Here is a 19,040-nt window from a genome sequence, read left to right on the forward strand (position 1 = left end):
TCGCCCGATGACGAGCGATGCCGCTTCCCTGTCTGCCCTGCCGTACGACGAGACCAGCCGGCTCGCCGCGCTGCATGCGCTCGCCCTGCTCGACAGCGCACCCGAAAAGGAATTCGACGCCCTCGTCGCGCTGGCCGCCGAACTGCTCGGCTGCCCGACCGCGCTCATCACGCTGATCGACCGCAATCGCCTGTGGATCAAGGCCAGCACGACGCCGGGCGAGCGCGAGCTCGATCGCGACATCGCATTCTGCGATTCGACTATCCGCCAAGGTGAACCGATGATCGTCGACGATCTCAGCCACGACGCACGCTTCCGCGACAATCCGCTGGTGGCCGCCGGCGCGCGTTTCTATGCCGGCACCGCGATTCACGTCGCCGATGGCGAGGGTGTCCGTCAGCCGGTCGGCACCTTGTGCGTCCTCGACGATCGACCCCGTTCGCTGAATTCCGCCGGCCATGCCGCATTGCAGCACCTCGCCAGCCTGGCGGAGGCGTTGATCGCGGCGCGGCGGACCGCGCTGGAGGCCATCCGCATCGCCACGGCGGGGGAACGGCTGGTCAGCCAGCTCGCCAACAACGATCGCATCTTCCGCCAGGCCGAACGGATCGCGATGATCGGATCGTGGCGCCTGTCGGTCGCCGACCAGACGCTGGAATGGTCCGACAACGTATATCGCATCCATGGGCTGGAGGTCGGCGCCATGCCGGCGCTGTCGGAGGCGCTCGATTTCTACCCGCCGCAGGCCCGCGCCGACGTCTCGGCACGCCTGACCCGGACGATCGACACGGGTGAACCGTTCGACTTCGAAGCCGACCTCGTCACCGCCGATGGTCGCCGCCGCCGCATCCGTGCGGCATGCGAGACGGAAAGCCGCGATGGCGTCGTGCAGGCCCTGATCGGCGTCTTTCAGGACATCACCGATCGCCATGGCCTGGAAACCCAATTGCGCCGTTCCGCCGATACCGACGCGCTGACCGGGATCGCCAATCGCGCCGCATTCGATCGCGAACTGGAAACGGCGATGGGCACGGCCCGGGACAAGGGGTCGCCGCTGATGCTCGCGCTCATCGACCTCGACGGGTTCAAGACGATCAACGATTCGCTCGGCCACGACGCCGGTGACGATGTCCTGCGCCTGACCGGCACGGCGCTCACCCAACCGTGGCTGCGCGACTGTTTCGCTGCCCGGATCGGCGGTGACGAATTCGCCCTGATCGTTACCGACCCGCAGATGATCGCGCAGGCGGACCAGCTGGCGGTCGATATCGAGGCGGCGCTGCGGGTGTCGGTCGAGGCGAACGGCATCACCATGACGAGCGCGGGGTCGGTCGGCATGGCGAACTTCGACGACGAGATTCATTCGCTGCGCGACTTCGCCCGCCGTGCCGACGTGATGCTCTACGCCGCCAAGCGCGCGCGGGTCGGCCGGCGTCCCGGTCCATCGCGCAAGGCGGCTTAACGCTTCACCTCGACTCGGGCAGTCCCCATATAAGCGGCATGTCCTCGCGCGCCCGCGTCCTCGTCCTCAACTCCGCGCTCGGTCCGCTCGACTATCGCGTGCCGGCAGGCATGGCGGTCGAGCCGGGATCGATCGTCATCGCCCCCTGGGGCCGCGCCAGCTGCTGGGCGTGGCGTGGGAGGCGGAACGCCTGCCCTCCGACGCGGAGGTCGGCGACAATCGCCTGCGGCCCCTGCTCGGCGTGGTCGACGTGCCGCCGCTCGCTGCCCCGTTGCGCCGGCTGATCGAATGGACGGCGGCCTATTATCTGGCGCCGCCGGCATCGGTGGTACGGATGGCGCTCGCCTCCACCTCCGCCCTGGAAGGGGCGCGGACCGCGACGGAATATCGCGCCACCGGCCACGTCCCCCCCCGCCTCACACCGCAGCGCGAACAGGCGCTGGAGCGGATCGGCGACCGGCAGGGCCTGATCCGCGAGCTTGCCAGCATCGCCGACGTATCCGACGCGGTCATCCGCGGACTGGTCAAGGCCGGTGCGCTGGAACCGGTGATCGTCGACATCGACAGCGCCTATCCGCAGCCCGACCCCGCGTTCGGGCCGCCGGCGCTCGCCGATGCGCAACAGGCGGCCGCCGATACATTGATCGCCAATGTCGCCGAACATGCCTTTCATCCCGTACTGCTCGACGGTGTCACCGGGTCGGGCAAGACCGAGGTGTATTTCGAGGCGGTGGCGGAAGCGATCCGTGCCGGCCGCCAGACGCTGGTGCTGCTGCCCGAGATCGCGCTGACCGAGCCGTTCCTGAAGCGCTTCCACGACCGATTCGGGTGCGAGCCGGTCGCCTGGCATTCCGGCCTGCGTTCGACGCAGCGTCGCCGGGCGTGGCGGGCGATCGCCAGCGGTGAGGCGCTGGTGACGGTCGGCGCGCGGTCGGCGTTGTTCCTGCCCTATCGCAACCTCGGCCTGATCGTCGTCGACGAGGCGCACGAAACCAGCTTCAAGCAGGAGGAGGGCGTCCATTACCACGCCCGCGACGTCGCGGTGATGCGCGGCAAGTTCGAGGCATGCCCGGTCATCCTCGCCAGCGCCACCCCGGCGATCGAAACGCGCCAGCAGGTCGCGCTGGGCCGCTATGCCGAACTCAAGCTGCCCGGCCGCTATGGCGCCGCCGAAATGCCGACGATCGAACCAATCGACCTGATCCAGCACCCGCCGGAACGCGGCCGCTGGATCGCCCCCAAACTGGTGACCGCGCTGGAGGAAACGCTGGCGAAGGGCGAACAGTCGCTGCTGTTCCTGAACCGACGCGGCTATGCGCCGCTGACGCTGTGCCGGACGTGCGGGCATCGTTTCCAATGCCCGAATTGCACCGCCTGGATGGTCGAGCACCGGCTGACGCGGCGGCTCGCCTGCCATCATTGCGGGCACGTCATGCCGACGCCGCGCGCCTGCCCGGAGTGCAAGGAGGAGGACAGCCTGGTCGCCTGCGGCCCCGGCGTCGAGCGGATCGCCGACGAGGTCACCGCGCTGTTCCCGCAGGCGAAGACCGCGGTCGTCACCAGTGACACCATCTGGTCGCCGGCCAAGGCGGCGGAGTTCGTCGGGCGGATGGAGGCGGGCGACATCGACATCGTCGTCGGCACGCAGCTGGTCACCAAGGGCTACCACTTCCCCAACCTGACGCTGGTCGGGGTGATCGATGCCGACTTGGGGCTGGAAGGCGGCGACTTGCGCGCCGCGGAGCGGACGTTCCAGCAGATCCGGCAGGTATCGGGCCGTGCCGGCCGCGGTGCGAAGCCCGGCCATGTGTTCATCCAGACGCACAGCCCCAAGGCGCAGGTGATGCAGGCGCTCATCACCGGCGATGCGGATGCGTTCTACGAGGCGGAGACCGAGGCGCGGCGCGACGCGGGTGCGCCGCCGTTCGGTCGCTATGCGGCGATCGTGGTGTCGTCGGAGGAACAGGCATGCGCGAACGAGGTCGCGCGGCTGGTCGCGCGCAACGCGCCGCAGGTCGAGGGGATGGCGGTATACGGCCCCGCCCCCGCCCCGCTCGCCATGCTGCGCGGACGGCATCGCTATCGACTGCTGGTGCATGCCCGCCGGGCGCTGGACGTGCAGGACGTGATCCGCGACTGGCTGGGGGCGCTCGACTGGCCCGCGAAAGCGCGCGTGACGGTGGACGTCGATCCGTATAACTTCCTCTGAACTTCACTGGGGGCAGGTTCATGACGACGCGGCGCGACTTTCTGGGTGGGGCGGCCGCGACCGCCGGCGCGGCGGCCGTCGCCGGCGCGGCACCGGTCCGGGGGACGGCGATGATCGTGTCCACTTGGGATTTCGGCGCGGCGGCCAACAATGCGGCCTTTGCCAGGCTTCGTGCCGGCGGCAGCCTGATCGACGCGGTCGAGGCGGGCGGCATGGTACCGGAAGCGGACCCGAACAATCATTCGGTCGGCTATAGCGGCTACCCGGACCGCGACGGCCGCGTCACGCTGGACGCCGTCATCATGGACGATGCCGGCGGCGTCGGCGCGGTCGCGGCGCTGGAGGATACGGTGCATGCCATTTCCGTCGCCCGCCGGGTGATGGAAAGGACACCGCACACCTTCATCGTCGGCGAAGGCGCCACGCGCTTCGCCCGCGACCAGGGCTTTCCCAAGGTCGATTTGCTGACGCCGGAGGCCGAGAAGGCGTGGCGCGACTGGCTGAAGACCTCGCAATACAAGCCGGTCGCCAATAGTGAGAACGCGCGCCCGCGCGGCGGCGCGCTGGACCATGACACGATCGGGCTGCTCGCGCGCACGGCCGACGGCCGGATGGCGGGGGCGTGCACCACGTCGGGCATGGCGTTCAAGATGCGCGGGCGGGTCGGCGATTCGCCGCAGGTCGGTGCCGGCCTCTATGTCGAGGCGGGGGTGGGTGCCGCCACGTCGACCGGGCTGGGCGAGGAAGTGACCCGCGTTTCCGGTAGCGCGCGGGTCGTCGCTTCCATGCGCGCCGGCCTGTCGCCGCAGGCGGCCTGCGAGGAGGTGGTGCGCCATATCGCCAAGCTGCGTGGGCAAGCGATCAAGGGGACGCAGGTCGGCTTTCTGGCGCTGTCGCCGACCGGCGAGGTCGGTGCGTTCTGCCTGTTGCCGGGGTTCACCTATGCGGTGACCGATGCGGCGGGACGGACGGTGGTGAAGAAGGGTGCATCGCTGTTCGCGGCGTGACCGACATGGACAATATAAACACCTGAACGGAAACGATCGGGGGCAATTGTGCCCGTATACGCAGCAATGAGAAAGAGCCGGATCACCTCGGCTCTTAAGTCACATGCGACCGTGTAGGACAGCGCCCAGCGCTTTCACATTGGATACCAGACGGTCACGCCCCGTTCGATCCTATCCGGGATCAGGCCTATCCCCGGTTCGGTCATTGCCAGCGCAGCGAAGCGATCCAGGGCGGATCGACATTCAACAACGAGACGGCATTTGGACCGGCTTGCTTCCCCGGCGGAGGCCGTAGCCCAGTTGGGAAAGCAGCTGTGACGCTGGCATCCGCCTCATCACCAGCCTGCCCCGACCGGGCCCCGGCCTCCGCCGGGGAGGTATAAGGCTGAATGTCGATACACCCCAGGGCGTGCCGATCAGGCTCTGGATTGCCTCGCTACGCTCGCAACGACGGGGATGTGAGCCGCTGCTGTTTCGACCCGGTCGATCAGGCGGCGTGTTCGGCGAGGACGGTCAGGCCCTTGGCGTTCACCTCCGCGAAGCCGCCCTGGATCGCGATGGTCTCAGCGACGCCGCCCTCGGTGCGGTAGACCGACAGCGCGCCGTCACGGACGGTAGACATCAGCGGCGCATGGCCCTCCAGCACGCCGAAGTCACCCTCGGTACCGGGAACGACGACCATGTACACGTCCTCGGACCGGACGAGCTTTTCGGGCGTGACGAGTTCGAAGTGGAGCATCTGTTTCTCGCTCCCCTCCCGCGTGGGGGAAGGGCTGGGGGTGGGTCTGTGGGGGCAGCCGTTCGCCGGCCCGCCCCCGCCCCCTCCCGCACGCGGGAGGGGAGAACCGCTTTACGATTCCTGCGCCATCTTCTCGGCCTTGGCGACGACTTCGTCGATGCCGCCGACCATGTAGAATGCGCCTTCGGGCAGATGATCGTATTCGCCGTCGACCACCGCCTTGAACGAGCGGATCGTATCCTCGATCTGCACGAACTTGCCGGGGATGCCGGTGAACACCTCGGCGACGTGGAACGGCTGCGACAGGAAGCGCTGGATCTTGCGGGCGCGCGTCACGGTCAGCTTATCCTCTTCGGATAATTCGTCCATGCCGAGGATGGCGATGATGTCCTGCAACGACTTGTAGCGCTGGAGCAGCGACTGCACCGCACGGGCGGTGTCGTAGTGATCCTGGCCGACGACGCGCGGTTCGAGGACGCGGCTGGTCGAATCGAGCGGATCGACCGCCGGATAGATGCCGAGTTCCGAGATCGCGCGATTGAGCACGGTCGTCGCGTCCAGGTGGGCGAACGAGGTTGCCGGCGCCGGGTCGGTGAGATCGTCCGCGGGGACGTACACGGCCTGCACCGAGGTGATCGAGCCCTTGTTGGTCGAGGTGATGCGTTCCTGCAGCGCGCCCATGTCGGTCGACAGCGTCGGCTGATAGCCCACCGCCGATGGGATGCGGCCGAGCAGTGCCGACACTTCGGCGCCCGCCTGCGTGAAGCGGAAGATGTTGTCGACGAAGAACAAAACGTCCTGCCCTTCCTGATCGCGGAAATATTCCGCGATGGTCAGGCCCGACAGCGCGACGCGGGCGCGGGCGCCCGGCGGCTCGTTCATCTGGCCGAACACCAGCGCGACCTTCGACCCTTCCGACTGCGGATTGCCGTCGGCGTCCTTGGCGATGACGCCGGCGTCGAGGAATTCGTGATAGAGGTCGTTGCCCTCGCGCGTGCGCTCGCCGACGCCGGCGAACACCGAGGTGCCGCCATGGCCCTTGGCGATGTTGTTGATGAGTTCCTGGATCAGCACGGTCTTGCCGACGCCAGCGCCGCCGAACAGGCCGATCTTGCCGCCCTTGGCATAGGGCGCAAGCAGGTCGATGACCTTGATGCCAGTCACCAGGATGGCGTTCTCGGTCGACTGGTCGACGAACAGCGGCGCATCGGCATGGATCGGGCTGCGCAGGTCGGTGAGGACCGGGCCACGCTCGTCGATCGGCTCGCCGATGACGTTGAGGATGCGGCCGAGCGTCGCCGGGCCGACCGGCACGCTGATCTGCGCGCCGGTGTCGCGGACGGTCTGCCCGCGGGTCAGCCCCTCGGTCGCATCCATCGCGATCGTGCGTACGGTGTTCTCGCCGAGGTGCTGCGCGACCTCGAGCACCAGACGGTTGCCGTTATTGTCCGTCTCGAGCGCCGAGAGGATCGCCGGCAGGGTGTCCGGGAAATGCACGTCCACGACCGCGCCGATGATCTGCGCGATCGTACCGGTGGTGTTGCTGCTGCCCGTCGACTGCGTCGGGCGGATGTCATCTGCGGCGGTTGCCATCACTGCTTCCTTGCCTTCATCGTCATTCCCGCGAAGGCGGGAATCCATAAACTTTGCCGTCTCGATCCATAGCACATCCTGTGCGTCTGGATCGCCGCCTTCGCGGGGATGACGGAATTGCGAAACCTAGAGTGCCTCCGCACCCGAGATGATCTCGACCAGTTCGGTCGTGATCGCGGCCTGACGCGTGCGGTTGTACTGGATCGAGAGGCGATTGATCATGTCGCCCGCGTTGCGGGTGGCATTGTCCATCGCGTTCATACGGCTGCCCTGTTCCGACGCGGCGTTCTCCAGCATCGCGCGGAAGACCTGGATCGCGACGTTGCGCGGCAGCAGGTCGGCGAGGATGCCTTCCTCGTCCGGCTCGTATTCGACCACCGCCCCGGCCGAAACCGGCGCGGAAGTTGCCGAAGTTGCCACTACGTCCGCCTTGGAATCGCTCACCGCGACGGGGATGATCTGCTGGCCGACCGGTTCCTGCACCAGCGCCGAGACGAACTTGGCGTAGAACAGGTGGGCGATGTCGAATTCGCCGGCGGCGTACCGCGCGAGCAGGTCGTCGGCGATCTCACGCGCCTGTGCGAAGCCCAGCGTCTTGTGCTGGCCGAGTTCGTGATCGGCGACGATGCCGTTCGGGTAGAAGCGCTTGAGCACGCGCCCCTTCTTTCCCGCCAGATAGAAACGCACGGTCTTGCCTTGCGCTTCCAGCTCCTCCGCCTTGCGGCGGGCGGCGCGGACGATGTTGGTGTTGAACGCACCGGCGAGGCCGCGTTCCGACGTGGCGACGACGAGCAGGTGGACCCGATCCTTGCCGGTGCCCGACAGCAGCGGCGACACGCCAACGCCGCCGGCCAGCTGGCGCGACAGGCTGGCGACGACCGCCTCCAGACGTTCGGCATAGGGACGCCCGGCCTGCGCCGCCTCCTGCGCACGGCGCAGCTTGGCGGCGGCGACCATCTTCATCGCCTTGGTGATCTTCTGGGTCGATTTGACCGAGTTGATCCGAACCTTGAGGGCCTTCAGGCTTGCCATTTACTTCGTCACCATTCCCTCGAACCGTCATGCCGGACTTGTTCCGGCATCCACTTCTCCTCAAGACCCGTCGGGATTTGAGGCGCGGTGGCCCCCGGAACAAGTCCGGAGTGACGACATGTGTGTGTCAGCCGCTATGCACCAAACTCAGGCGAAGGTCTTCGCGAACTGGTCGAGCGCGGCCTTCAGGCCCGATTTCGCCTCGTCGCCGAGATCGCGCGTCTCGCGGATCTTGGTGAGGACGCCCGCATGATTGGCGCGCAGGTCCTGCAGCATCGCCGCTTCGTAGCGGACGACGTCGTTCACCGCGACCTTGTCGAGATAGCCGTTGGTGCCGGCGAAGATCGACGCGGTCTGCTCCTCGAACGGCATCGGGTTGAACTGCGCCTGCTTCAGCAGCTCGGTCAGGCGGGCGCCGCGGTTCAGCAGGCGCTGCGTCGAGGCGTCGAGGTCCGAGCCGAACTGCGCGAACGCCGCCATCTCGCGATACTGCGCCAGCTCGAGCTTGATCGAGCCCGACACCTTCTTCATCGCCTTGGTCTGCGCGGCGGAGCCGACGCGGCTGACCGAGAGGCCGACGTTGATCGCCGGGCGGATGCCCGCGAAGAACAGGTCGGTTTCGAGGAAGATCTGGCCGTCGGTGATCGAGATCACGTTGGTCGGGATGTAGGCCGACACGTCGCCCGCCTGCGTCTCGATGATCGGCAGCGCGGTCAGCGAGCCGCCGCCGTTGGCGTCCGACATCTTGGCGGCGCGCTCGAGCAGGCGGCTGTGCAGGTAGAACACGTCGCCGGGATAGGCTTCGCGGCCCGGCGGACGGCGCAGCAGCAGCGACATCTGGCGATAGGCGACCGCCTGCTTCGACAGATCGTCGAACACGATCAGCGCGTGCATGCCGTTGTCGCGGAAATATTCGCCCATCGCGGTGCCGGTGTAGGGCGCGAGGAACTGCAGCGGTGCCGGCTCCGACGCGGTCGCGGCGACGACGATGGAATAGTCCATCGCGCCATTCTCTTCGAGCGTCTTGACCAGCTGTGCGACGGTCGAGCGCTTCTGGCCGACCGCGACATAGACGCAGTACAGCTTCTTGGATTCGTCCGAACCCCGATTGACCGTCTTCTGGTTGATGAAGGTGTCGATCGCCACCGCCGACTTGCCGGTCTGGCGATCGCCGATGATCAGTTCGCGCTGGCCGCGACCGACCGGCACCAGTGCGTCGATCGCCTTCAGGCCCGACTGCATCGGCTCGCTGACCGACTGGCGCGGGATGATGCCCGGCGCCTTCACTTCGACGCGGCTGCGCTTTTCGGCGACGATCGGGCCCTTGCCGTCGATCGGGTTGCCGAGGCCATCGACGACGCGGCCGAGCAGGCCCTTGCCGACGGGAACGTCGACGATCGTGCCGGTACGCTTGACGATGTCGCCTTCGCGAATCTGCGCGTCCGAGCCGAAGATCACGACGCCGACGTTGTCGGCTTCGAGGTTGAGCGCCATGCCCTGCACGCCGTTGGCGAATTCGACCATCTCGCCCGCCTGGACGTTGTCGAGGCCGTAGATGCGGGCGATGCCGTCACCGACGCTGAGCACCTGGCCGGTCTCGGTGACCTGGGCTTCGGTGCCGAAGTTGCTGATCTGGTCCTTGATGACCTTGGAGATTTCTGCGGCGCGGATATCCATGTGCTTAGCCCTTCATCGCGTGCGCGAGAGTATTGAGACGGGTGCGGATCGACGAATCGATCATCTGTGAACCGATGCGGACGACGAGGCCGCCGAGCAGGTCGGGATCGACCGACAGGTCGACCGACACCTCGCGACCCATCCGCTGGCGCAGCTGCTGCTTCAGCTCGCCGACCTGGTCGTCGGTCAGCGGGTGCGCGCTGGTGACCTCTGCCGTCGCCTCGCCGCGATGGCGGGCGGCGAGCGTGCGGAAGGCGCGGATGATCGCAGGCAGCTGCCCAAGACGGCGGTTTTCGGCGAGGACGCCGAGGAAATTCCTGGTGGTGGCATCGACGCCCAGGGTATCGGCGACGGCGAGCAACGCCTTCACCGCGGCACCGCGCGCCACGACCGGGCTCGCGGTCAGCATGCGCAGGTCGTCGCTGTCGCGCAGCGCGTCGCGCACCGTGGCGAGGCTCGCCTCGACCGTGTCGATGCTCTTGGCATCGCGCGCGAGCTCGAACAGCGCTATCGCGTAGCGCCCACCTAAGCTTGCCTGAATACCGCCGGATGTCTCCACGGAATCGAAGTCCTCGTGCCGAATGTTGGCCCATGGGGAAGAGGGCGCGCAAATGCACGCCTGCTATGGGTGGCGGGCGGCTAGCATGGGGTCGGCGGAAGCGCAAGTATGGCAGCGGTGGAGAGATGACAGGATCGTCATGTTGCCGCCGTTCAGGATCGCGGGCGTAACGATGATCCGGCAAGAGGAGGCAGGCGATGCGCTGGCGGGTGGCGACGTTGGTCGGGGGCATGGTGGCGGCGATGACCGCGACGCCGGCGGCGGCCGAGACATTGCGGGTCGAGGGCGTGTTCCCGGCGCAGGCACGCGAGGCGAGCTTTCTGCCGACGATCGCGGTCGGCCGCTTCGACGGACCGGACGGCGAGGAGCTGGCCGATGCGATCGAGCGGCGCCTGGGCAAGCTTGGCGAGGACGGGCTGCCCCATGCCAGACTGATCCCGCCGAGCCTGCGCCCCGACGGACTGCTGACCGGCGGCACCGATGTCGCGGTCGCCGACAGCGACTATACTGAGAGCCGGGAACGCTGCGTCGAGAAGAAGGACGGCAAATGCGTGTCGAAGCAGAAGTATCGCGTCGCGTGCGTGGCGCGGACGATCGACTTTCGCGCCGACCTGCGGCTGGACACGCGCAGCGGCGGCGGCCAGCCCTATGCGGTCAGGAAGACCCGCGACGATCGCCACGCATGGTGCGAGGACAGCGGCGTCGCCAGCGACGTGAGCAGCGTCGTCCACGGCTTTATCGAATCGGTCGCGGCGGAGGTCCGGCTGGACCTGGCGCCGCATGCGGAAAGCTACACGATCCGCGTGCAGGAGCGGCGCGACGGCCTGTCGCCCGAAGTCGCCGCGCGGTTCAAGACCGCGGTGTGGCTGACCAAGCGCGATCCGGCCGCCGCCTGCGCCGCCTTTGCCGCGATCGACCAGATGGTGCCGGACAACGGGTCGACGACGTTCAACCTGGCGCTGTGCGCGGAGGCGGCGGGACGCTATGCCGAGGCGGCGGATCGCTACGCCCGCGCGCGCCTGTTCGCGCCCAAGGCGGGGGGCGAGGTCAGCAAGGGACTGGGCCGTGTCGGCGCGCTCGCGGCGGGCGCGCAGGACGTGGCGGCGATGCGCGCCCGGCCGCCGGTGCGCGGCACCGGACTTTGAACGCAACCGCCGGGATGGGGCGCCGATCGCGATCGGCTATCGGGTCGGCATGACCATGATCGATCAGGACGCGGCCTGGGCCGCATTCGCCGCCCGCGACCGGGCGCAGGACGGCGCCTTCGTCGCGGCGGTGCGGACCACCGGCATCTATTGCAAGCCGAGCTGCCCGGCGCGGCATCCGCACCGCGACAACGTCCGCTTCCTGGCCGATGGCGCCGCAGCACGGGCGGCGGGCTATCGCGCCTGCCTGCGCTGCAAGCCGGACGAGGTGGCGCGCGACAGCCGCGCGGTGGCGGCGGCGGTGGCGCTGATCGCGGCGGCGGAGGACGGCATCGGGCTGGAGGCGCTGGCCGCGCAGGTCGGCTATGCCCCGCATCACTTCCTGCGCCTGTTCCGCCGCGCGACCGGGGTGACGCCCGCCGCTTACGCCCGCGCGCTGCGCGCGACGCGCGCGGCGGAGGCGCTGCAACGCGACGGCAGCGTCACCGCGGCGATCTACGCAGCGGGCTATGGCGCCGCGAGCCGTTTCTATGCGGATGGTGCGCGGCGATTGGGGATGAGCCCCAGCGCCTGGGCGCGCGGCGGCGCGGGGGTGACGATCCGCTGGACGGTGGCGACGACGACGCTTGGTCCCCTGCTGATCGCCGCTACCGACAAGGGGCTGTGCCGCGTCGCCTTCGACGAGGATGCCGATGCGTTGGCACGCCGCTTTCCCGCAGCGCAGATCGCCGCCGGCGACGCGGCGCTGGCGACGCTGGCCGCCGAGGTCGTCGCGCTGGTCGAGACGCCGGGGCGCGACGCCGCGCTGCCGCTCGACGTGCGCGGCACCGCATTCCAGGAGGCGGTGTGGCAGGCGCTGCAGACGATTCCCGCCGGCGAGACGCGCAGCTATGCCGAACTCGCCGCCGCCGCCGGCCGGCCGGGCGCGGTGCGCGCGGCGGGGACGGCCTGCGGCAGCAATCCGCTGGCCGTGGTCGTCCCCTGTCACCGGATCACGCGCAGCGACGGCGGCCTTGGCGGCTATGCCTATGGCATCGAGCGCAAGCAGGCGTTGCTGGGCCGCGAGCGGGACTGAAGCCGCCTATTCGGGCTGATTCGCGTCCTTGATATCGGCACCCGCCGCCGCCATCGCCGCCGTGCCGGTCTTGCCCGCGTCGATCTGTGCGAGCAGCCGGGCGGCGGGATTGTTGGGACCGCTGTGCGCGGAATAGGCCAGCGGGCGCAGCGCCGCACGGGCGTCGTCCATCCGGTCATCGACCAGCGCCTGCATCGCATAGCCGAAGCCGAGGCCGTAATCCTGCGGCACCAGTTCGTGTGCGCGGCTCAGCGCCGCCTTGGCATTGTCGGTCGGCCTGGTGTGCGCCATGCCGAAGCTGGAATAATAGAGCAGCAGTGCATAGGCGTCGTTGGCATCGAGCTTGTTGGCCTTCAACAGCCAGCTGCGCGCCTCCCGCCACACCGCCGGATCGGTCGCCTTCGCTTCGCGCGCGCGGCGCAGATGGACCTGCGCCTTGTAGACCAGCGCCTGCGACGATTTCGGATCGAGCGCGAGCGCACGGTCGGCGGCGGCATCGGCCAGGTCGTAACGGCCGGCGTCCAGCGCCATTTCGGCCAGCCAGCCCTGCACCACGGGATCGTCGGGATAGCGTTCGCCGATCGGCACCGCGCTGGCGAGGATGGGCTGCGCCGTATCGCGGTTGACGCCGCGATCGGAGCGCATCCTAAGTTCGATCATCGCCTTTTCCCCCGGTCGCAGCGGCCGCAGCGTCACTACGGGATCGGGCAACCGATCGAGCGGGATCTTGTAGGCGGGCAGCGTCGACTTGCCGAGATAGGCGGCGAGCGCCTTGTCCAGCGCGCGCAGGTCGCCGAACGCCGCCCGCGCCGCCTCCTCCCCCGGTTTGCCGGCGTTGACCGCCAGCAGGTAGGATTCGAGCTGGTCGCGCCGCTTGGCATCGACCGTCAGGTAATGCGTGAGCAGCCAGCCGCGGGCATAGAGCGAGGCGGTCTGGCTTTCCGACATCTTGCCGCGATCGAGCGAGAACAATTGTTCGGCAGACAGGCCCTTGGCGATCAACAGGTCGTACGCGCGGTGCTGCGCCGGCGCGCCGACCCAGACGACGTCCTTTTCGAAGCGCGCGGTCGACAGGAATTCCGCATAGCCTTCGCCGTACCAGGCAGGGACGGCGACACGGGTGTTCGCCAGCATCAGGTGGTGCGCATATTCGTGGAACAGCACGATCTGCGGTTGCAGCGCGTTGGGTGACGTGTCGCCGCGCCCGCGCGCCGGCGTGAACGCGACGGAGCCGCTCGCCCGCCCCTGGTAGAAGCCGGCGATGTTGGTGCCGCCCGCCCCGAACATCCGCCGGACCGCGGCGTCGTTCGCGACGACATAGACGGTCAGCTTGTTCGATCCGTCTTCCTCACGGGCGGGAATGGCGTTGAAGTAACGGATAAGGCTATCGAACCGCTCCAGCAGTTCCGCCTGTCGCCGGACGTCGTCCGCATCGCCGTTCGCATAGACGACGAAATGTTTCGACGTCGCCTCAAGCCATTCGGCGGAGGCGGATTGTGGCAACGCCAGCATCGCCAGCCCGCCCAACAGCATCGCCAATCCCGTTTTCCTGCGCAACGCCGTCCTCCCCTATCATGGCGAATGCTAGCGGCGCCGGCAAACGGTGTCAGCCCGTCTTGCGACAGGCGTAGACAAGTTTTTCGTTGGGGAGCGGCGGCAACGCGGCCCGCACCGCGGCCTGACGCTGGGCCAGGCGATCGATCACCGACGGGTCGATGCTGCACGCCTTGTCCGCACCGGGCCCTCGCAGCGTGCGCATCTGGTCCATCGCCTGCGCACCCAGCATGTAGCGGGTGTTGGTGTAGCGCCGGGTCGTCGGATCGAACAGCAGCACCGATACCGTCTGTTCGCCATCCGGCACCAGCACGCGTTCCCAACGATCGCCGGCGGGCAGATATTGGGTGCGACCGTTGACGCAGCCGCTGCCGCCCCAGCCGAGCGCGACGTCGGCGGTCGACGATACGGTGACGCGGCTGCTGTCCGGCTGGAATATGCAGGTCAGCTTGCCGAGCGGTGCGTTCGGCACGACCTGACGCATCGCCGGCGGCGCCGTCGGCACATCCGCCTCGCCCGAGGGACGCAGCACGAACACCACGATCGCGGCGATCATCGCGAGGCCACCGATGCCGGCTGCCCATAGCGCCGGCCGCCGCGCCCCGCGCGATTCCAGCAGGCCCGCACCACCGAGGCCGAGCGCGCCGAGCACCAGCAGTAGGCCGGCGATCGCCATGACGTTTTCGCGCCGGGTCTGCGCCGTATCGCGGGCGCGGGCCAGCGCCTCCTCGCGGCCCATCGCCGCCCGGGTCGCCGCTTCGCGGGCGGTGGTGAGCGCATCGGCGCGGGCGCGGGCATCCGCCTCGCTGTCGTCACGCAACCGTTCCTCGATCGAGGTGCAGGGCGTGCCGACCGTGGCATAGGGCTGCTTCGCCTCGCGCAGGAAGGCGGCCAGCTCGGTATCAGCGATCGCGAACCCGAACGAGCTGTCGCCCTCCTCGCCCCGGGTGATCGCCGAATTGATGCCGATCACCCGGCCGCAGCGATCGAGCAGCGGTCCGCCCGAATTGCCGCGAGCGATGTTGGCGGTGTGCAGCAGTACCTCGACCCCGGTCAGGCTGCGCCGGCCGGAGAACACCCCCTCGGAGCGCACCGGCGAGGTCGGGCGGATGTAATCGGCGGCCGACCGGGCGGTGGCGAGATCGACGTTGCCGGGATAGCCGAGTGCGACAACCGATTCGCCCTCGCCCACCGGTCCGGTGTAGAGGGCGGCGGGCGGCAGACTGGCGCCGGCGAATTCGATCAGCGCCAGATCGCGTTGCGAATCATAGGCGACGACGCGCCCCTGGTAGCTCTTGTCCCCTTCCGACGGCACCACCCCGACGACGACGTTGTCGGGATAGCGTTCGGCGAGTTCCATGACGTGCGCGTTGGTGACGATGCGGTTGGGCGCGACCGCGACGCCGCTGCCATGGCCGAAGCCGACCACCTGCCCGTCGACCACCGCGATCGTGACGACGCGGACGACGCCCCGTGCCGTCGCGCCGATATCGTCCGCCATGGCGGGCGCGGCGACGGCGACGGTCCAGCCGAGCGCGATGAGGAGTAGCAGGAGGCGGCGCATGAGCGCGCCTTCGAACGGCAGTCGCCCGCCGCTGTCAAGCGCGCCGGCGCATCGATCGTCCGCCGGCCGGGTTTGGTTAGGAAAATGTCAAACTCTGCCGCCTACCCCTTTCGGCAGGTTCAGGGGGTATTGCATGAGCGCGTTCGGGCGTCGCAGCGGAATGAGTGGCGGACAGCCGGCGAGGCCGGCGTTCGGCGTAGCACGTCCGATGCAGGGCAATGGCCTGGCGCGACCGGAGGAATCCGCGCCGGGCAGCCAGTTTCCACCGATCGAATCGATGCCGCTTCCCGGCGAGAATGCGCTGCCCGGCACGATGCCGGCCGGTTCGCTGGACGCGATGCAGCGCCTCACCGATCGGCAGAACGCCAGCGGCGATGCCGGCAGCAGCCGTGGCGAGGGATTCGAGGCATCGATCCACAAGATCAAGGAACAGGTGCTGCCGCGCCTGCTCGAACGCGTCGATCCCGAAGCCGCCGCGACGCTGGGCAAGGACGAGCTGGCCGAGGAATTCCGCCCGATCATCGGCGAGGTGCTCGCCGAGCTGAAGCTGACGCTCAACCGCCGCGAACAATTCGCGCTGGAAAAGGTGCTGGTCGACGAACTGCTCGGGCTCGGGCCGCTCGAGGAACTGCTCGCCGATCCGGCGATCAGCGACATCATGGTCAACGGTCCCGACCAGACCTATGTCGAGCGCAAGGGCAAGCTGGAGCTGGCGCAGATCCAGTTTCGCGACGAGGAGCATCTGTTCCAGATCGCGCAGCGCATCGTCAATTCGGTCGGCCGCCGCGTCGACCAGACGACGCCGCTCGCCGACGCCCGCCTGAAGGACGGCAGCCGCGTAAACGTCATTGTGCCACCGCTGAGCCTGAAGGGCACGGCGATCTCGATCCGTAAATTCTCGGCGAAACCGATCACGCTCGACATGATGGCGGGCTTCGGATCGATGAGCCCCAAGATGGCGACCGCGCTGAAGATCGCGGGCGCCAGCCGGTTCAACGTCGTCATCAGCGGCGGCACGGGTTCGGGCAAGACGACGATGCTCAACGCGCTGTCGAAGATGATCGACCCCGGCGAGCGGGTGCTGACGATCGAGGACGCGGCCGAATTGCGGTTGCAGCAGCCGCACTGGCTCCCCCTCGAAACCCGCCCCGCCAACCTCGAGGGTCAGGGCGAGATCAGCATCCGCGACCTCGTCAAGAACGCGCTGCGTATGCGCCCGGACCGCATCATCCTGGGCGAAATTCGTGGGTCCGAATGTTTCGACATGCTCGCGGCGATGAACACCGGCCACGACGGATCGATGTGTACGCTCCACGCAAACTCCCCGCGCGAGGCGCTGGCGCGTATGGAGAACATGGTGATGATGTCCGACATCAAGGTGCCCAAGGAGGCGATCAGCCGCCAGATCGCCGATTCGGTCGAGCTCATCATTCAGGTGAAGCGCCTGCGCGACGGGTCGCGCCGCGTCACCAACGTCACCGAGGTGATCGGCATGGAAGGCCCGGTGATCGTGACGCAGGAATTGTTCAAGTTCGAATATCTGGACGAGAGCGCCGACGGCAAAATCATCGGCGAATATCGCTCGATGGGCCTGCGCCCCTACACGCTCGACAAGGCCAAGCAGTTCGGCTTCGACAGCGCCTATCTCGAAGCGTGCCTGTAGGCGCGACCGTTTCATGATGCAGGCAGACGCATGATGGCCAGCGCGGTACGCCCGCTGGTCGGTGCGAGGGCCGTTCCGGGCCTGACGGCGCCATCGTCACCGTCCGCGTTCACGGCGGGAGGGTGGACGATGCGCCGCGCCGCGACGCCGGTGCTGCTGCTGGTCATACCCGTGCTGCTGTTCCTAGCGTTCTTCCATGCCGCGACGTTGGACATCGGCAATCCCGGCTGGCTGATCCGGGCGAGCGACAATGGCGAAAACGCGCTCGGCGCGCATGCCTATTGGCATGATCCCGCCGCCGGGGCCTCGCTCACGACGCACCTGCTCAACGCGCCGGACGGCGTGCCGGTGCTCTATACCGACAGCAACCCGCTGCTGACGCTGATGGCGAAGCCGTTCGCGCGCCTGTTGCCGGACGATGCGCAGCTTGTGGGGCCGTTCACCCTGCTCAACCTGATCCTCCAGGCGCTGTTCGCCTGGTTGCTGCTCCGCCGTCATGCGCCGGGTGCGGTGGCGCTGTGGGTCGGCGTCGTGCTGCTCGCCTTTCCCCCGACGCTCGCCAACCGGTTCGTCCACGTCAACCTGATGGCGCATTGGACGATCCTGGCCGCGCTGTGCCTGTTCCTCGATCCGGTACGGCGCGAGCGGATGGGCTGGTGGGTGCCGCTGATCGCGATCACCGCCCTTATCCACAGCTATCTGCTGGTCATGGTCGGCGCGATCTGGGCATCGGCGATGCTGGTGCGGCTGGTCGATGGTTCCCCCCGCTTGCGCGCGGTGACGATCGGCCAGGGCGTCGCCATGCTGGCGCTGGTCGCGGCACTGGCATGGTGGCTGGGCGTCGGCGATCAGGTGGCGGTGCGCAACTTCGGCGCCTTCTCCATGCCGCTGGATGCGCTGTGGAATCCGGGCATCCAGAGCTTTTCCAACCTGCTGCCCGCGCAGGAACCGAGGCCCGCCCGCTATTTCGAGGGCTTCCAGTATCTCGGCGTCGGCGGGCTGGTGCTGATCGGTGTCGCGGTGCTGATCGCATGGGGTTGCCCGGCGCGGACCGGAGAGCGGGCGACCCGGCAGCGCCTGCGCCGGCTGGTGCCCGCCCTGCTGGTGCTCGGCATCCTCGCGGTGCTGCATATGCGCCTGCCGGTAGTCCTGCAGATCGCGCTCGACCCGGTGCGGGCATCGGGTCGCCTGTTCTGGCCGATCGGCTATGTCATGATCTTCGTGGCGATCCTGTCGGTCTATCGCCTGTCGGCGGAGCGCGCCGCGCTGGCGCTGGTCGGCGTCCTCGCCCTTCAATTCGCCGACCTGTCCGGCATGGCGAGCGCGATCCGTGCCCAGAGCGCGGAGGCCGACCGCCACAGGCTCTACGTCCGCACGCGCGATCCGCGCTGGGACCAGGCCATCGCCGCATCGCGATCGATCGCCTTCATCCCCGGCGACGTCACCAAGGACCTGGGCCTGTTCCAGGAGGTGGCATGGCGCGCGGTCAAGGTGGGGCGCCAGGTGTCCAACGTCTATGCCGCGCGCGGCAGCCGCGCGACGATCCGGCGGCTGGAGGCGGAACACGCCGCCTTCGATCGGGGCGCCTATATTCCCGGCAGGATGTACGTCCTCGGCCCCGACGTGCCGACACCCACGGGGACCGCCATACTGACGCTTGACGGCATACGGATCGTCCTGCCGTCTGCGCGATCCGCGTCATCGTCGGCGGATCGCAAAATCCCTGTCGCTCCCGGACGCCCAACCCCGCTATAACGGGCC

Annotated in this window: 13 protein-coding genes and 1 pseudogene; 7 read left to right on the forward strand and 7 right to left on the reverse strand. The window is 68.4% G+C overall.

Annotated features, from left to right (window positions below):
• The first annotated feature begins 7 nt into the window (after nucleotides 1-7).
• The 3 genes and pseudogenes from GTH33_RS02520 to GTH33_RS02530 all read left to right on the forward strand — a co-directional run bounded on the left by GTH33_RS02520 (nucleotide 8) and on the right by GTH33_RS02530 (nucleotide 4,678).
• Nucleotides 8-1,462: a sensor domain-containing diguanylate cyclase gene (locus GTH33_RS02520; protein ID WP_163956957.1), complete on the forward strand. Its 1,455-nt coding sequence runs from the start codon at nucleotides 8-10 to the stop codon at nucleotides 1,460-1,462.
• 38 nt (nucleotides 1,463-1,500) lie between these two features.
• Nucleotides 1,501-3,671 (forward strand): annotated as a pseudogene (locus GTH33_RS02525) (primosomal protein N').
• A 20-nt stretch (nucleotides 3,672-3,691) separates the two neighbouring features.
• Complete coding sequence (locus GTH33_RS02530) at nucleotides 3,692-4,678, forward strand: glycosylasparaginase (RefSeq protein ID WP_163956958.1); 987 nt, start codon at nucleotides 3,692-3,694, stop codon at nucleotides 4,676-4,678.
• A 487-nt stretch (nucleotides 4,679-5,165) separates the two neighbouring features.
• On the opposite strand, the gene GTH33_RS02535 is transcribed toward GTH33_RS02530, so the two are convergent.
• The 5 genes from GTH33_RS02535 to GTH33_RS02555 form a co-directional block, all read right to left on the reverse strand.
• A complete protein-coding gene (locus GTH33_RS02535) occupies nucleotides 5,166-5,417 on the reverse strand; it encodes an ATP synthase F1 subunit epsilon (protein ID WP_163956959.1) in 252 nt (83 codons plus the stop codon).
• A gap of 111 nt (nucleotides 5,418-5,528) precedes the next feature.
• Nucleotides 5,529-7,010, reverse strand: coding sequence for a F0F1 ATP synthase subunit beta (gene atpD / locus GTH33_RS02540; RefSeq protein WP_163956960.1), 1,482 nt, complete (start codon nucleotides 7,008-7,010; stop codon nucleotides 5,529-5,531).
• A 126-nt stretch (nucleotides 7,011-7,136) separates the two neighbouring features.
• Nucleotides 7,137-8,042 carry a F0F1 ATP synthase subunit gamma gene (locus GTH33_RS02545; RefSeq protein WP_163956961.1) on the reverse strand — a complete coding sequence of 302 codons (906 nt, stop codon included), beginning with the start codon at nucleotides 8,040-8,042 and terminating at the stop codon, nucleotides 7,137-7,139.
• Nucleotides 8,043-8,189: 147 nt separating this feature from the next.
• Nucleotides 8,190-9,719 (reverse strand): F0F1 ATP synthase subunit alpha, encoded by a 1,530-nt coding sequence (atpA, locus tag GTH33_RS02550; RefSeq protein WP_163956962.1) that lies wholly within the window; start codon nucleotides 9,717-9,719, stop codon nucleotides 8,190-8,192.
• A 4-nt stretch (nucleotides 9,720-9,723) separates the two neighbouring features.
• Nucleotides 9,724-10,278 (reverse strand): F0F1 ATP synthase subunit delta, encoded by a 555-nt coding sequence (locus tag GTH33_RS02555; RefSeq protein ID WP_163956963.1) that lies wholly within the window; start codon nucleotides 10,276-10,278, stop codon nucleotides 9,724-9,726.
• A 197-nt stretch (nucleotides 10,279-10,475) separates the two neighbouring features.
• Here GTH33_RS02555 and GTH33_RS02560 point away from each other — a divergent pair, with 197 nt between their 5' ends.
• The gene (locus tag GTH33_RS02560; protein ID WP_243848171.1) at nucleotides 10,476-11,423 is read left to right on the forward strand and encodes a hypothetical protein; all 948 of its coding nucleotides are present in this window, start codon (nucleotides 10,476-10,478) and stop codon (nucleotides 11,421-11,423) included.
• 49 nt (nucleotides 11,424-11,472) lie between these two features.
• Nucleotides 11,473-12,498 carry a bifunctional DNA-binding transcriptional regulator/O6-methylguanine-DNA methyltransferase Ada gene (gene ada / locus GTH33_RS02565; protein WP_163956964.1) on the forward strand — a complete coding sequence of 342 codons (1,026 nt, stop codon included), beginning with the start codon at nucleotides 11,473-11,475 and terminating at the stop codon, nucleotides 12,496-12,498.
• Between the two features lie 6 nt (nucleotides 12,499-12,504).
• Here the strand turns inward: ada and GTH33_RS02570 are convergent, their stop codons facing one another.
• Nucleotides 12,505-14,031 carry a tetratricopeptide repeat protein gene (locus tag GTH33_RS02570; RefSeq protein ID WP_163959543.1) on the reverse strand — a complete coding sequence of 509 codons (1,527 nt, stop codon included), beginning with the start codon at nucleotides 14,029-14,031 and terminating at the stop codon, nucleotides 12,505-12,507.
• 73 nt (nucleotides 14,032-14,104) lie between these two features.
• Nucleotides 14,105-15,616 carry a S1C family serine protease gene (locus tag GTH33_RS02575; protein ID WP_163956965.1) on the reverse strand — a complete coding sequence of 504 codons (1,512 nt, stop codon included), beginning with the start codon at nucleotides 15,614-15,616 and terminating at the stop codon, nucleotides 14,105-14,107.
• A gap of 133 nt (nucleotides 15,617-15,749) precedes the next feature.
• Here GTH33_RS02575 and GTH33_RS02580 point away from each other — a divergent pair, with 133 nt between their 5' ends.
• On the forward strand, nucleotides 15,750-17,279 hold the full coding sequence (locus tag GTH33_RS02580; protein ID WP_163956966.1) for a TadA family conjugal transfer-associated ATPase: 1,530 nt from the start codon (nucleotides 15,750-15,752) through the stop codon (nucleotides 17,277-17,279).
• Nucleotides 17,280-17,309: 30 nt separating this feature from the next.
• Nucleotides 17,310-19,034 carry a DUF6311 domain-containing protein gene (locus GTH33_RS02585; protein ID WP_212592675.1) on the forward strand — a complete coding sequence of 575 codons (1,725 nt, stop codon included), beginning with the start codon at nucleotides 17,310-17,312 and terminating at the stop codon, nucleotides 19,032-19,034.
• The last annotated feature ends 6 nt before the right edge of the window (nucleotides 19,035-19,040 follow it).

The organism is Sphingomonas insulae (assembly GCF_010450875.1).
Classification (GTDB): Bacteria; Pseudomonadota; Alphaproteobacteria; order Sphingomonadales; family Sphingomonadaceae; genus Sphingomonas; species Sphingomonas insulae.